The organism is Plantactinospora alkalitolerans (genome assembly GCF_015690345.1).
Taxonomy (GTDB): domain Bacteria; phylum Actinomycetota; class Actinomycetes; order Mycobacteriales; family Micromonosporaceae; genus Plantactinospora; species Plantactinospora alkalitolerans.
In genome coordinates, this window is sequence record NZ_JADPUN010000076.1 from 39,750 (window position 1) to 53,787 (window position 14,038).

Annotated in this window: 11 protein-coding genes, 3 tRNA genes and 1 pseudogene; 2 read left to right on the forward strand and 13 right to left on the reverse strand. The window is 70.9% G+C overall.

Annotated features, from left to right (window positions below; translation table 11 throughout):
• Positions 1-9 precede the first annotated feature (9 nt).
• The 3 genes from I0C86_RS05480 to I0C86_RS05490 all read right to left on the reverse strand — a co-directional run bounded on the left by I0C86_RS05480 (position 10) and on the right by I0C86_RS05490 (position 3,765).
• On the reverse strand, positions 10-534 hold the full coding sequence (locus I0C86_RS05480) for an SRPBCC family protein (protein ID WP_196200097.1): 525 nt from the start codon (positions 532-534) through the stop codon (positions 10-12).
• Between the two features lie 79 nt (positions 535-613).
• Entirely contained in the window at positions 614-2,749 is a 2,136-nt protein-coding gene (locus I0C86_RS05485) for an MMPL family transporter (protein ID WP_196200098.1), read from the reverse strand.
• 506 nt (positions 2,750-3,255) lie between these two features.
• Complete coding sequence (locus I0C86_RS05490; RefSeq protein ID WP_196200099.1) at positions 3,256-3,765, reverse strand: hypothetical protein; 510 nt, start codon at positions 3,763-3,765, stop codon at positions 3,256-3,258.
• 367 nt (positions 3,766-4,132) lie between these two features.
• On the opposite strand from I0C86_RS05490, the gene I0C86_RS05495 reads away from it, so the two are divergent.
• Positions 4,133-4,441 (forward strand): hypothetical protein, encoded by a 309-nt coding sequence (locus I0C86_RS05495; protein ID WP_196200100.1) that lies wholly within the window; start codon positions 4,133-4,135, stop codon positions 4,439-4,441.
• A gap of 45 nt (positions 4,442-4,486) precedes the next feature.
• Here the strand turns inward: I0C86_RS05495 and I0C86_RS05500 are convergent, their stop codons facing one another.
• The 9 genes and pseudogenes from I0C86_RS05500 to crtI all read right to left on the reverse strand — a co-directional run bounded on the left by I0C86_RS05500 (position 4,487) and on the right by crtI (position 11,284).
• Entirely contained in the window at positions 4,487-5,194 is a 708-nt protein-coding gene (locus I0C86_RS05500; protein WP_196200101.1) for a response regulator, read from the reverse strand.
• Positions 5,191-6,441, reverse strand: coding sequence for a sensor histidine kinase (locus I0C86_RS05505; protein WP_196200102.1), 1,251 nt, complete (start codon positions 6,439-6,441; stop codon positions 5,191-5,193). Before I0C86_RS05505 ends, I0C86_RS05500 begins: the two co-directional genes overlap by 4 nt.
• A 278-nt stretch (positions 6,442-6,719) precedes the next feature.
• Positions 6,720-6,793, reverse strand: a tRNA-Phe gene (locus tag I0C86_RS05510).
• A gap of 104 nt (positions 6,794-6,897) precedes the next feature.
• A tRNA-Asp gene (locus I0C86_RS05515) sits at positions 6,898-6,974 on the reverse strand.
• 39 nt (positions 6,975-7,013) lie between these two features.
• A tRNA-Glu gene (locus I0C86_RS05520) sits at positions 7,014-7,086 on the reverse strand.
• Between the two features lie 123 nt (positions 7,087-7,209).
• Positions 7,210-8,016, reverse strand: coding sequence for a polysaccharide deacetylase family protein (locus tag I0C86_RS05525; protein ID WP_196200103.1), 807 nt, complete (start codon positions 8,014-8,016; stop codon positions 7,210-7,212).
• Positions 8,017-8,107: 91 nt separating this feature from the next.
• Positions 8,108-9,037, reverse strand: coding sequence for a MerR family transcriptional regulator (locus I0C86_RS05530; RefSeq protein ID WP_196200104.1), 930 nt, complete (start codon positions 9,035-9,037; stop codon positions 8,108-8,110).
• A gap of 148 nt (positions 9,038-9,185) precedes the next feature.
• Positions 9,186-9,800, reverse strand: a pseudogene (idi, locus tag I0C86_RS05535) (isopentenyl-diphosphate Delta-isomerase); the annotation flags it as partial.
• Positions 9,797-11,284: a phytoene desaturase family protein gene (gene crtI / locus I0C86_RS05540; RefSeq protein WP_196200106.1), complete on the reverse strand. Its 1,488-nt coding sequence runs from the start codon at positions 11,282-11,284 to the stop codon at positions 9,797-9,799. The pseudogene idi and the gene crtI, both read right to left, overlap by 4 nt.
• Before the next feature lie 173 nt (positions 11,285-11,457).
• Here crtI and I0C86_RS05545 point away from each other — a divergent pair, with 173 nt between their 5' ends.
• The gene (locus I0C86_RS05545) at positions 11,458-12,447 is read left to right on the forward strand and encodes a phytoene/squalene synthase family protein (protein ID WP_196200107.1); all 990 of its coding nucleotides are present in this window, start codon (positions 11,458-11,460) and stop codon (positions 12,445-12,447) included.
• Positions 12,448-12,467: 20 nt separating this feature from the next.
• Here the strand turns inward: I0C86_RS05545 and I0C86_RS05550 are convergent, their stop codons facing one another.
• Positions 12,468-14,018: a bifunctional 3-(3-hydroxy-phenyl)propionate/3-hydroxycinnamic acid hydroxylase gene (locus I0C86_RS05550; RefSeq protein ID WP_196200108.1), complete on the reverse strand. Its 1,551-nt coding sequence runs from the start codon at positions 14,016-14,018 to the stop codon at positions 12,468-12,470.
• Between the last annotated feature and the right edge of the window lie 20 nt (positions 14,019-14,038).

Below are 14,038 nucleotides of genomic sequence, written 5' to 3' on the forward strand. Positions count from 1 at the left end.
GCGGGTCGGTCAGTCCTCGTCTTCGCCGCCGCCCTCGACCGTCGCCGCGTACCGGGAGAGCAGCTCGTGCCAGCCGGCGGTGAGCGCCTCGCGGTAGCCCTCGGCCGCCTCGCCGTGCCGGTCGAAGTCGCGGTGCTCCACCTCGACCAGGGTGGTCCCGTCGGCCTGCGGCGCGAATCGGGCCTCGACGACGCTGCACTGCGCCGGGTCCGGCACCGGCGCGCGGTCCGGGCCGATCTGCCAGTTGAAGACCAACCGTCGGGGCGGCTGCCAGTCCAGCACCCGTCCCCAGTCGGCGCGGAAGCCGTGCGGCCCGATCTCGTACGCCATGCCGCCGACGCCCGGCTCGAAACCGATTTTTGCCAGCTTCTGCGGGCCCGACCAGGTGTATTCCTTCACCCACCAGTCCGCGAGGCGGTCCGTGAACACGGCGAAGGCCCGGTCGACCGGGCCCGGGACGCGCAGCGTGCTGCGCACGGAGTACCTGGTCGAGTCCTGCCGGACATCGGAGGCGTTCGTGGTCTCCTGTCCCATAGGCCCGGACGATACCGGCTGCTACAGAGGTGTGCATCTTTGCATCGGCGGGCGGTCGATCCCTGCGCCGAGCGGTAGATCATCGATGGGTCGTCGACACCGGCTCCGGCTCCGTACGCTGCTCCGGTGCTGTCCGCAGCAGCTTGGCCAGCGGTGCCGGCAGCCACCAGTTCGCCCGGTCCAGCAGCGTCACCAGGGCCGGAGCCAGCACACTCCGGACCACCACCGCATCGATCGCGATCCCGAGCGCCAGTGCGGTCGCGAGGATCCGGACCTCGACCGTCGGCACCGTGGAGAGCGCGACGAACGCCAGGAACAGGATCAGACTCGCCGAGGTGACCAGCCGACCCGTGTACGAGATGCCGTCGACGACGGCCCGGTTCGTGGACCCGTGCCGGTCGTACTCCTCACGCATCCGGGCCAGGATGAACAGCTCGTAGTCCATCGACAGTCCGAAGAGGAAGGCGAAGACCGCGATCGGCACCCAGGCGATGATCGCGCCGACGGGTTCCATGCCGAACAGCACCTGGGTCAGCCAGCCGTGCTGCCAGATCAGCACGGTGACGCCGTACGCCGCACCGATCGACACCACGTTGAGCAGTAACGCCTTGATCGGCAGTACCACCGATCGCAGGGCCCGGGCCAGCAGGAGCAGGGTCAGGACGACGATCACCGACAACACGATCGGAGCGCTGTCGTACAGGGCGGAGACGAGGTCCATGTCCTCGACCGGGCGGCCGCCGACCTGGGCGCCCGGGATGTCGTCCACCGCCGAACGGATCCGGTCGATGGTGGCCACGCCGGCGCCGCCCGCCGGGTCCCCGGCCGTCCAGACCTGCACGAGCGTGGAGTCCGCCACCTGCCAGCCGGGGCCGGTCGGTGCCAACACCGCCGCCACGCCGGGCAGGTCACGCAGCCGCTGGACCACCGCTCCGGAATCGGTGCTCAGCACCTCGACCGGGCGCAGCGCGCCCGGCGGCACACCGGCGTCGGCGAGGGTCGCGCTGGCCCGCCCGGCCGGGTCGTCCGTCGGGTACGAGCCGACGGCGGGGGCGCCGAGCCGCAGGGTCAGCACCGGTGCCGCCATCGCCAGCAGCAGGATCGTGGCGGCGGTGGCGGCCAGCACCGGCCGGCGGGTCATCGCGGTGGCGATCCGGGCCCAGCGGGCACTGCGCGGGTCACGGGGAGCGCGTCGCGGCCATTCCAGCCGGGGACCGAACCGGGCCAGGAGCACCGGCAGCAGGGTGGTGGCCACCGCGACGCTGAGCAGCGGAATGAGCAGGCCGCCGTACCCGATGCCACGCATGAACGGCACCGGCACCACGATCAGCGCGGCGAGCGAGACCGCGACGGTGACCCCGCTGAACACCACCGATCGGCCGGCGGTGAGCATCGCGGCGCGTACCGCGTCGACGTTCTCGGCCCCGTGCGCGCGCTCCTCCCGCCACCGCATCACGATCAGCAACGCGTAGTCGATCGCCACGCCCAGCCCGATCAGGGCGACCAGGTACTGCACGACGAACGAGACCTCGGTGACGGTGGTGAGGCCGAGCAGGCAGAGGAACGAGGTCAGGATCGACACCGTTGCGACCAGCAGCGGTACGCCGGCCAGCAGGGACGCGAAGACCAGTGCCAGGACGACGAGCGCGCCGCCGGCCCCGAGCAGCACCTCGACGAGTACGCCCCGGTCGCCCTCGCCGGTCGCGGTCTCGAGCGCCGCGATCCCGGTCACCTGTGCCGGCGCCCCCGCCACGGTGGCGCCAGCGGTCACCGACTCCAGGACGGGCAGTGCCTGGGCGTACGGCTCGGGTCCCGGAACCGGCCTCGGATAGACCAGCGCGAAGGTGGTCCGTCCCCCGTCGGCCAGCAGCGCCGGATCGTCGGTGCCGGGGTACGCCAGCACCCGGGCACCGGGCAGCGCCGCCCTGGCCCGCTCGACCATGGTCGAGAACTCCTGCCGGGTCTGCGGTTCCCGAAGGGACCGGTCGGGTGGCACCGTAACGGTGAGCACCAGCGGTTCGTACGCGCCGCCGGTGCCGAACCGCTGGAGAATCTCCCGGTTGGCCTCGTAGCCGGGCTGTCCCGGCAGCGCGAACTCGAAGCCGAGCGCGTCGACGGTACGACCGGCCAGGGCTCCGCCGAGCGCGGTCAGGACGAGCCAGAACAGCACCACAGTCTTGCGGTAGCGGAGCACCCATTCAGTCCACGTGCCCATGTCGATCCCTTCATCGCCGCCTCGATGGCGGCATCCTCGGGAACTGCCCACTACCCCGTCCGCGTGCCGGTCAGACCAGCATGGTCGGGACCACCGCCGGGACTACCACCGGCCGGAGACTCTATTCGAGGTACGGGCTCGGCTCGGGGACGACGACGGGCCGGTCTTCCGGGGTGACGGTGTCCGGCTTCGGGGAGACAACGTCGAGGAGGAGGTTCGACCTGAACCGACTCCGGCAGCGCGTAGAGGCCGGCCGGTGGTGGTGGCCGGTGCCGCCGCCGGCTTCGGATCGGGTCGCCGGGGCTGAGTTGACCATCCGTCACCTGACCGAGAGTCGGTCACTCCGCTGAGCTTTGCGTTCGTAGCCCTGAGTCGTCCTGGTTGGTCGCCGTTCCGCACGGGCACCCGCACCCGGCCGTGCGGAGCGTGGAGATGCCGGTCGGGCCGAAGCTGGTAGGAGCCCCGTCCGGATGCGGACGGGACTCCCAGAAAAGGCGGCGTTCTGGTCAGCAGGCGTACCAACTGCTCCATGAGGTGCGGTAGGAGCTGCACCACAGGACGTGGCTGGCCCAACTGACATAGACCTGGACCGTGGGAAGGCCGTTGCTGTAGAAGGCGTTGTACGTGTCGCTCGCGGATCCGCCCATGCTCCGCCAATTGCTGAAGGACGCCGTGATGTGCCAGACGGCGTAATCGGTGCCGATCCCGAAGTATTCCTCGTGACCGTCGCTCCAGATGACCCGGAGGATCGTGTCGCAGATGAACCGGCCCTTGTGACCGAAGCGGGAAAATTCGCAGATTTGGGCCGCTGCGGCCCGGTCTGACTGGATGACGGTGCCGGTGACTCGGGTAATTACCGGGTCCTGACCTACTGCCGGGACGTTCGTGACGGCTGCCGATCCGGTGTCGGGACCGGTGGCCGCCGCGCTGGCCGTTCCAGCGAGGTTGCCAATCACGAGCGGCACGCACATCAGAACTCCGGCCGCCATAGCCACGATTCTCTGTCGAGTCTTCACGTCCAGCTCCCTTTCATCGCACGATCGGTACGGGGACCGCCGTTGGAATTCGAATTGCCCTGTCCACCCGTGTCTGGGCCTTCGAAGCCTACGAAGCAGTCAATGGCCCGTCGTCCGACCACGGATTGACGTTCCTCTAGCTCTTGGCGGTACCTCGAGGCGGAGGCTACAACCCTTGTGGTATTCCGCGACCGGATGACGCGGCCGACCGGCACCACACCCGTATACCGCCGAAGTCGCATTCGGACTCAGGCGGTGGTATGACTACACCCCGGCATCGAAGCCATACGATTCTGGCTCGGGCAGATGACCGGCTCGGTCCATCGTGGATGCTGGCTTGGTCGGCGCGAAGGGAGGTTGCCAGAAAATGCGTACCGCACTGAGGATGGTCGGACTGGGAATCGTGCTGTGTGCCACCCTCGGTGGATGCGGCGGCGGATCGGTCGAGAGTGCGGAGATCTGCGACGAGGTGAGCGCGTTGATCCCGCAGATCGCCAACCAGGACCGCGAGACCCTGGGCGCGCATCTTGACGACTGGCACCGCATTCTCGATCTGACGATTCGGGCCAGCGACCCCGAACTCGCCGACTACGCCGAGCAGGTCAACAAGACCGACCGGCAGACCCTGTCCATGTACGTCCCGCTCAGAGACATCCAGGACCTGGCCTGCAAGTGATCGGCCGACCAACCGCAGGGCCGCTGTCCGGCCGACCTCGCCTCCTCATTGCCACGGGCCGCCTCGCCGGGCGGGGACCACCAGCCCGGCCTCGTACGCGATCACGACCGCCTGAGCACGGCTGGACAGATCCAGCTTGGTCATGCAGCGGTTGAGATGTGTTTTCACCGTGGCCTCGCTCAGCACCAGGAAGTCGGCGATGTCGCCGTTGCTCATGCCCTTCGCCACCAACCGCAGCACCTCTGTCTCCCGGGCGGTGAGCAAGCTCAGGTCTACTGCGGGGATCCGCTGTGCCTTGTGGCTCCGCGTGTACGCCTCGATCAGCCGACGGGTCACGCTCGGCGCGAACAGGGTGTCTCCGTCGGCCACCAGCTCGATCGCCGCCAACAGCCGGTCCGGTGCGACCTCCTTCAGCAGGAAGCCGCTGGCTCCGGCCCGCAACGCCGCGAAGACGTACTCGTCGAGGTCGAACGTCGTGAGAACCAGGATCCTCGGCACGGGTGCGCCGGAAGGCGGGCCCGTGGCTGCGGCGCCGGCCGCGGTGAGAATCCGCTCGGTGGCTTTGACGCCGTCCAACACCGGCATCCGGATGTCCATCAGGATGACGTCCGGCCGACAGGTGGGGGCCAGCACCGTCGCCACGTGACCGTTCTCCGCCTGGCCCACCACCTCGAGACCGGGCGCGGCGCTGATCAGAGCGGCCAGGCCGGCCCGGATCAGCACTTGATCGTCGACGACCAGCACCCGTGTCATGAGTAATCCCTCTCCGCCTGGGCCGCGCCGGCCGGTTCATCCCGACGCCGGCCCTCCATGGTCGCTATCGTCGGCAGGGTCAGGACCACCTCGAATCCTCCGTCGGGACGCGGTCCGGCACGCAAGGTCCCACCGTAGAGCTCGGCCCGCTCCCGCATACCACGCAGGCCGTGCCCGCTGGAGGCCGCAGTCGAAGGCGCCGGGGCGACGGCCACGCCATCGTCGCTCACCCGGATCGTCAGGCGATCCGCACCGTAGCGCAGGACGAGCGTCGCCCGGGCCTGACCCGCGTGTTTGAGCACGTTGGTCAGGCTCTCCTGGATCACTCGATAGGCACAGAGGTCGGCACCCCCCGGGAGCGGTCGGGCATCCCCGTCGCGGCGCACTTCCAGCCGCAACCCGGCGGCACGTACCCGGTTCACCAACTCGTCGAGCTGGCCCAGGCCGGGGGTCGGTCGGTAGGAATCATCGACGTCCTCGTCGTCGGACCCGAGCCGCAACACGGACAGCACCCGGCGCATCTCTTCGAGAGCTTCACCGGTGGTGTCCAGCACCGTGCCCAAGGCGGCCCGCGCGGTATCCGGATCGGACTCGAGGACGTATCGGGCAAGACCGGCCTGTACCGATGCCACCGCCATGTGGTGCGCGACTACGTCGTGCATCTCCTGGGCGATGCGGACCCGCTCCTCGATCACCGCACGACGAGCCCGCAGCAGCTGCTCACCCTCCAGTTGTGCGGTCAACCGGGTCAGCTGCTGGTTGCGTATGGTCAACTGCCGCGCCCCGTGCCCGATCCAGAGGATCACAAACATCCAGACGACGCCCTGCACCGCCGCCAACACGATGCTCTCCGCGCCGCCGTAGGTCCACACGGCCGCGGACAGGGTCGCGGCGGCCACTGCGGTGCGCACGCTGCAACGGGCGGCGACGGTGTACAACGCCAGGAGCAGGCCTGGGCTGTTCACCACCGGCCAGTAGCCGATCGTGACCCAGCCGGCGAACAGCGCACAGTAACCGACGAGCACGAGCACGGGCGCCCGCTGGCGGAACAGCAGCATGCCGTTCATCAGGCCGGTGAGCAGGTAGCCGCGCAGGTCCATCGGCAACAGGTCACCCGGCGGATGTTGGCTGGCCAGCGCCAGCCCGACCGTTATTGTCGCTGCGACCACGAGCCCGTCCAGCAACAGCGGATGGCGATCCGTCAGCCGCCGGACGAGGTCCGCGCTGGCTGTCGACGGGGCGGGCATGAGCGCAGGGTAGCGCCCCCGGTCCGGTTCGTCGTCAACCCGACGCAGGCCTCCGGCTACTACGAAGGTTTGCCGGCGCGGTAATGGACCCACTCCTGGAATCCATTGCTTCCGCAGGCCGCAGTCTGACCCGCAACGCAACCGGCCCAGCATGTCAAACCCCACCCCGGACTGACAGCCCGACCCGACCCGTGAGGACGGGGGCACGAGAATAGAGCCGCCCCCGGTCAGCGTTTCCGCTGGTGGGGGCGGCTCTGATAGCCCGGCGAAAGGCTATGTGGCCAGGGGCGGGGTCGAACCGCCGACCTTCCGATTTTCAGTCGGACGCTCGTACCAACTGAGCTACCTGGCCCGGCTTGCTCGGCTCATGTTACCCGTCCGACGCACTCGGCGCCGACTGGGTAACCTGCTCCGAAACGCAGAACGCCGCGCGTACCTACGCGCGGCGGCCGGCGCTGGCGGTCCTGACGGGACTTGAACCCGCGACCTCCGCCTTGACAGGGCGGCGAGCACTCCAACTGCTCCACAGGACCTTGCTCTTGCCAACTGCTACCCGGTCGAAACCGGGGTCGTGCCCCCAACGGGATTCGAACCCGTGCTACCGCCTTGAAAGGGCGGCGTCCTGGGCCGCTAGACGATGAGGGCGGCCCCGCCATCATTGCACATGACAACTTCAGCGGCTGTGCTCCCATCCGGCCCCGCCGGAGGCTTCGAAAGCATACGTGATGGCCGGCCGCCCGACCAAACCGGTATTGCGAACGGGGCAATCTACCCCAAATTACTCGACCGCAGCCGTACGATACCGAACTTCTGCCGCAAATAGGTGAGTATCTGGGGGCAGGCGCCGACGGTGCGACTCCGGTCACCGCCCCCGTCGTGCATCAGCACGATCGAACCGGGTCGGGCCTGCTGGGCGATCCGCTTCTTGATCTCCGGCGTGCTGGCGTCATCCCAGTCCGACGGGTCGACGTCCCAGTGCAGCGGCGTCATGCCCATGTCCCGGACCACCGCGACGATGCCGGGGGTCCACTTGCCGCCGGGCTGTCGGTAGTGCGGGATGCGTACGCCGGGTACCGCGCGTCGAATCTCCCGGTTGGTCCGCAGGAGGTCTTCCCGGATCTGCGCGTTCGTCTTCTTCCCGAGCTGGATGTCGTGGTTCCAACTGTGGTTGCACACGGTGTGGCCCTCGCGGACGATCCGCGCCATGATCGCGGGGTACTTCCGGACCTTCACTCCCACCACGCAGAACGTGGCCCGTACCTTGGCGCGACGGAGATGGTCGAGCACCTTCGGGGTCCACTCGGGATGCGGGCCGTCGTCGAAGGTGAGCGCGACCGCCCGTACCCCGGTCAGCCGCACGGTGTTCAGCGGCCCGACGGTGCCGCGCGCGCCGGGCTTCTTGGCCGGTTTCCCGGTTGGCGGCGGGGTCGGCGTAGTCGACGGGGACGCGGTGGACTCGACCGGGATCGGTGGATAGTCCAGCACTTTCCTGGGCGGCGGCTCGTCGGCCGCGCAACCGCCGCTGAGCAGCACGAGCAGGGCGAGCCCGGCTGCCAGGGCCGCGCGTGGGGTCATGGGGCGGCTCCCGAGAGGGGTTCGGGTTACGGCTGACCCACGTTAGCGGAGTGCTGGCGACAATGGTGTACCGATTGCTCCGCAGTTTTGCTTAGCGTCCCGAAGACCCGGGTACGTCCCGCAACAGCGCGACCGCCTCGGCCAGCGTCGCCGGGACGAGTACGCCGTCCGGAAGCGCGCCGGCGGACCAGCCCGGTCCGGCGGCGAGCAGCAGCACCGGGCGCCGGGGAGCGGACAGCAGCGTGGCCAGCTGGGCCGGGTCCGCCGTGTGCCGGGCGTGTGACCACACGACGACCGCCTCGGGAGCGGTCCGGGCGACGGCACCGACCAGCGCGGTCACCGGCACCCGGGCGCCGAGCAGCCGGCAGTGCACGCCGAGCTCGGCGAGCGCGGCGGCAAGGGCCTCCAACGGAAGAGTGTGCTGCTCCTCGTCCGCGCAGGAGAGCAGGATCCGGGTCGGCGCGGGCGACCGGGACGGCCGGGGCACCGCGGCCAGCACCTCCGACACGCACCGGGAGAGCAGGTGCTCCACCTCGATGAACCGGGCGCCGGCGGCGTGCCGTTCCCCGACGCCGACCAGGACCGGTCGGAGCATGGCATCCCAGGTGGCGACGACGCCCGCGGCGTCGACCGCCTCGGCGATGCTCGCGCGCATCGCGACCGCGTCGAGCCGGACGGCCGCGCGGGCCAGTCCTCGGGCGGCCGGGCCCGCCCGACCCACCGGTATGACGGCCCCGCCGCCGTCCCGCGCCCGAGGCGGCCGTTCTTCCGCCGGCTCCCCATCCGGTACGGCCGGAGCCCCGCGTGCCCAGCGGGCGGCCTCGGCCGGGGTGACCCCCTCGGTGGTGAGCCGGCGCATGACCTCCAGCCGGGCCAGGTCGTCGGCGGTGTAGCGACGGTGCTGCCCCGGCACGTGTCGGCTCGGACCCAACCCGTACCGCTGGTGCCAGCTCCGGAGTGTCGTGACGGCGACGCCCAGCCGCCGAGCGACGGCTCCGGCGCTCAGCCCGTCATCGGCCACCCGACCGCTCCGCCGGGTTGTCCTCCTCCGAACCGGTCGCGCTCCTGACGTGCCACCGTCCGTCGTTTCCGGGCCTCCGGGACGATCCGGTGGGCGCTGCGGCAGCAGATGGTGCGGCAGCCGACGGTGTCGCGGGCGGTGCGGGAGCCGATGGTGCGGCCGATGTCGGTGCCGCCTCGACGGCCGGTGGTGCCGTCGGGGGCTGGCCGAGCCGGCCGAGTACGCCGCCGAGCCAGGGTGCGTACGAGTCCGGATCGACCTCCAGCTGGGCCCGCAGCTCGTCCGGGTGCACCCAGCGCAGGTCGGCAACCTCGTCCGGGTCGGGCAGCACCGGCCGGTCGCGACCGAAGTCGCCGCGCAGTACGTGGTCGTACTCGAATTCCACCCGGCCGGTCTCGGGATCCTCCGCGCGGTAGAGGTACACCCCGATCTCGGTCAACCGAACCCCGCCGACGCCGAGTTCCTCGTGCAGCCGCTGGCCCGCGGCGCTGTCGAGGGACTGGCCGGGAGCCGGGTGCCCGCAGCAACTGTTGGCCCAGCGCAACGGGAAGCGGGTCTTGGCGGCGGCCCGCTGCTGGAGCAGGACCCGTCCCGCCGGGTCGACCAGGAACACGGAGAAGGCCCGGTGCAGCAGGCCGGGGAGCCGGTGCGCCTCGTCGACCGTCCGGGCGCCGATCGGGTTCCCGGCCTCGTCGACCAGTTCGACCAGGTGCGCCTCGCGGCCCGAGGTCTCCTGGTCCGCGACATCGCGATCCGAGGTCATCGGCCACCTCCAGTCACCCGGGCGGCGGCGAGCTTTCCGGAGATCAACACCATCGGTACCCCCACCCCTGGCTGCGTACCAGAGCCGACGAAGACCACATTGGACAGCGTGCGGTGCAGGTTTCCCGGCCGGAACGGGCCGGTCTGGGTCAGGTTGTGCGCGGCGGCGAACGGCGTACCGGCGGCCAGGCCGGCGTCGGCCCAGTCCGCCGGGGTGACGATCCGGGCGACCTCCACGCTGTCGGCCAGGCCGAGGTAGCCGCGCTGCTCCAGGGTGTCGAGCAACTCGTCCGCGTACCGCTTCGCCAGCCCACCCCGCCAGTCGAGCCCGGCGCCACGGTCGAGATTGGGTACCGGGGCGAGGACGTAGTAGCTGTGCCGGCCGTCCGGTGCGACCGACGGGTCGGTCCGGCTGGGATTGGTGACCAGCAGTGAGGGGTCCGACATCAGCCGGCCCTGCCGGATCACCTCGTCGAAGGTGCCCCGCCAGGCCCGCCCGAAATGGATATTATGATGCTTGATCTGCCGGTATTCCTGCCGGGAGCCGAGATGTAGTACCACGCAGGACGGCGAGTAACGGAGTCGTCGCGGCCGCCCGGCGGGTGGCAGCAGGTCGCGGTAGGCGACCGGCAGGTCGGGGTTGAGCACCACCACGTCGGCCGGCACCCGCGTCCCGTTGGCGGTGTGCACCCCGGTGGCTCGCCCGGCGGAGGTCTCCACCCGGGTCACCGTGGTGTCGTAGACGATCCGGACACCGTGCTTCTCGGCGGCGTCAGCCATCGCCCGGGACACCGCGTGGATGCCGCCGCGCGGGAAGTAGACCCCGGCCACCGAATCAAGGTAGGCGATCACGGTGTAGATGGCGAGCGCGTCGTGCGGGGCGAGGCCGGCGTACATCGCCTGGAACGAGAAGATCCGACGGGTGCGGGGATCGGTGAAGAACTGGTCGATCTTCGTCTGTAGCCGCCGGAAGGCGCCGGCGGCCATCAGCCGGAGGAGGTTCGCGGTCAGCAGGTCGCTCGGGCGGTCCAGGTTGCGGTCGATGAAATCGGTGCGTTCGAGCTGCCAGAGCCGGCGGGCGTAGTCGACGAACCGCAGGTACCCGTCGGCCTCCCGAGGTCCACAGACCCGCGAGATCTCCGTGGCCATCCGGACCGTGTCGGTATGCACGTCCAGGATGGACCCGTCGGGGTAGTGCGCCCGGTAGGCCGGGTCGAGCGGAACGAGGTCGAGCCAGTCGGTCAGCTCCTCACCCACCGCGGCGAGCGCCTCGGCGAGAAGGTCGGGCATGGTCAGCACGGTCGGGCCGGTGTCGAACTCGTACCCGTCGAGGCTCAGTCGCCCGGCCCGGCCACCGGGTCCGGACTCGCGCTCCAGGACGGTGACCTGCCGACCGGCACCGGCCAGGTGCAGCGCGCAGGCGAGGCCTCCGAGCCCGGCGCCGACGATCACCACGCGATCGGTCCGTCCAGGAACGGTCCGCACCCGCCACCTCCTCCACGCCGTTCTCATCATGGGCTCCTGGCGGCCGCGACCTGGGCAACCGCCGCGCCGGATGGATGTGGCGAGCCGGGAACCGCTTTCTCGGACCCGTCGTCGAGCGTACCCTAGGACTACGAGTTGCGTCGATTGATGCGTCGATCAGTCCAGGAGGGTCGGTGGACACCAGCCTCGGCAGGTCCTACGAGTGTTGTCGTGAGCTGCACAAACGGCATGGCCGCACCTACTATCTCGCGACCCGGCTGTTGCCCGCCTGGAAACGGCGACATGTGCACGCCCTCTACGGCTTCACCCGGTACGCCGACGAGATCGTGGACCAGACCGACGAACTGCCCCCGAAGCTTCGGGCCGCCCGGCTCGCCGACTGGTCCGACCGGTTCATCGCCGGACTGGGTGGCGCGCCGGTCGACGACCCGCTGCTGCCGGCCGTCCTGCACACCATCGCGGTCTTCGATCTTGACCGGGCGGACTTCGCGGCCTTCCTGCGCAGCATGGCGATGGACCTGACCGTGACCAGCTACCCCCGCTACGCCGACCTGCTCGACTACATGGACGGCTCGGCCGCCGCGATCGGCACGATGATGCTGCCGATCCTGGGTAGCGCCGATCCGGCCGCCGCCCGCGAGCCGGCCCGGCAACTCGGCTTCGCCTTCCAGATGACCAACTTCATCCGGGACGTCGCCGAGGACCTGGAGCGGGGCCGCGTCTACCTGCCCGCCGAGGACCTGGCCAGGTTCGACGTCAGCCACGCCGACCTGGTCGCCGCCGCCGGGCGAGGGGCCGTCACGCCCCGGATCCGGCAACTGATCGAGTACGAGGTGGATCGCGCCCGGGCGCACTACCGCGCGGCGGCGCCCGGCGTCACCCTGCTCGCCCCCGCCTCGCAGTCCTGCATCCGCACCGCCTACGTGCTGTACGGCGGCATCCTCGACGAGGTGGTCGCCGCCGGATACGACGTATTCGCCCGGCGGGCCGTGGTGCCTCGGCGACGCCGGGCGGCGGTCCTCACCCGAGCGCTGCTGACCCCGACCGGCACTCCGGTGGTCGTACCCGGGTCGGGGCCCGGGACGTGGCGCGGGAAACGCTGTGGAGGGACCCTGGACCGCGATCTCCCGACCACGGCCCAACCGACCGCCACCATCCCCTAGCCGCCGCCGGCCGCACCGAATCAACCGGCGGCGGTTCCGCCGAGGCTGCGGATCGCCCGGTCGAGGTCCCGGCCGGACAGCGGTGGCGGCATGACGCCGAGCAGGAAGCGGTCCGGGCGTACGACGAGAACGGCCGGACCGCCGCCCAGCGCGCCGGCGCCGTCCTCGATCCACCCGCTGCCCGGTCCGCGCGGGTCCGCCGCCCGGTCGGTGGTCAGCGTCACCGCGTCGCGGGCACCGATCCAGGCCCGCGCCGCGGCGTCCGCGACGGACAGTGGATCGCAGTCGAGCCCGATCACCGCCCAGCCGGGACCGAGCAGCTCGTCGAGCCGGACCGGCCCGTGGTCGGCGGTCCCCACCAGCGGATTGGGCAGCATCCGACCACCGCCGGGCAGTTCGCCGCCGGTGCCCTTCGGCAGCGCCGGCCGTGGTCGGCCCTGCCGGGCGGCGCGAGCCGGCATGCCGGGAATCGCGGCCACCGCCCGGACCAGCAACCGGAGTACGGCCGACAGGGCCCGGTTGCGGGTCTGCAACACCCGGCCGACCCCGAGGCTCACCCGGATCAACTCGGCGACGTGTGGCCGCCGCTCCCGCTCGTACCCGTCGAGCAGCCCGGCGACGGCGAGCCCACGGAGCACGTCGGTGAGCCGCCAGGCCAGGCTCTGGACATCCCGGATGCCGCTGGCCAGGCCCTGGCCGGCGAACGGCGGCAGAAGATGCGCCGCGTCACCGGCGAGCATGATCCGGCCCCGGCGCCAGTGCTCCGCCTGCCGGGCGTGGAAGGTGAAGACCGTCACCCGGCGGAGCCGGATCGTGTCCGGGTCGACCCAGTCGGCGACGAGCCGGCGGACGGACTCGGTACCGCCGAACTCGGCCGGATCCTCGTCCGGATGCAGCATCCACTCCCAGCGACGCCGACCGGGGCTGGCCATCGTGACGAGCGGCCGGCGCGGGTCGAGCACCATCGAGGTGGACGCCTCGACGTCGGTCTCGTCGGTTCCGGCATCGACGACCAGCCACGGCACGGCGTACGTCTGGCCGTGGAAGGGCAGGTCGGCCAGGCGTCGTACGGTGCTGGACGCCCCGTCGCAGCCGACGACCCAGCGGGCCCGCACCGTCGTACCGTCGTCGAGCCCCACCCGGACATGGTCGTCGGCCGGTTCGAGGGCGGTCACCGAACGGCCGAGCCGGACCGAAACGGCGGGCAGCCCGTCGATGCCCTCCCGCAGCGCGGCCTCCAACTCCGGCTGGTCGATCAGCGCGGCGGCGGGCAGCCCGAACCCGCTGTCCGTCGGCGACATGCTGATCAGCACACTGTGGTCGGGCCCCAGGAACCGGGAGTGGCGCACCTGCACCGCCCACCGGTCGAGGTCGGCGGCTCCCGGCAGCCCGACCAGGACCCGCAGCACCTCGGCGTCGAGTACGGCGGCCCGGGGCAGTGGACAGGGTCCGCCGCCGGGATCGACCACCATCGTGGGAACGCCCCGGCGGCCCAGCAGCGCCGCCAGGACGGCGCCGACCGGGCCGTACCCGGCGACGATGACGTCCACGTCCACGTCGACATCGGTCATCGGCAAGCGCGCCTCCCCGT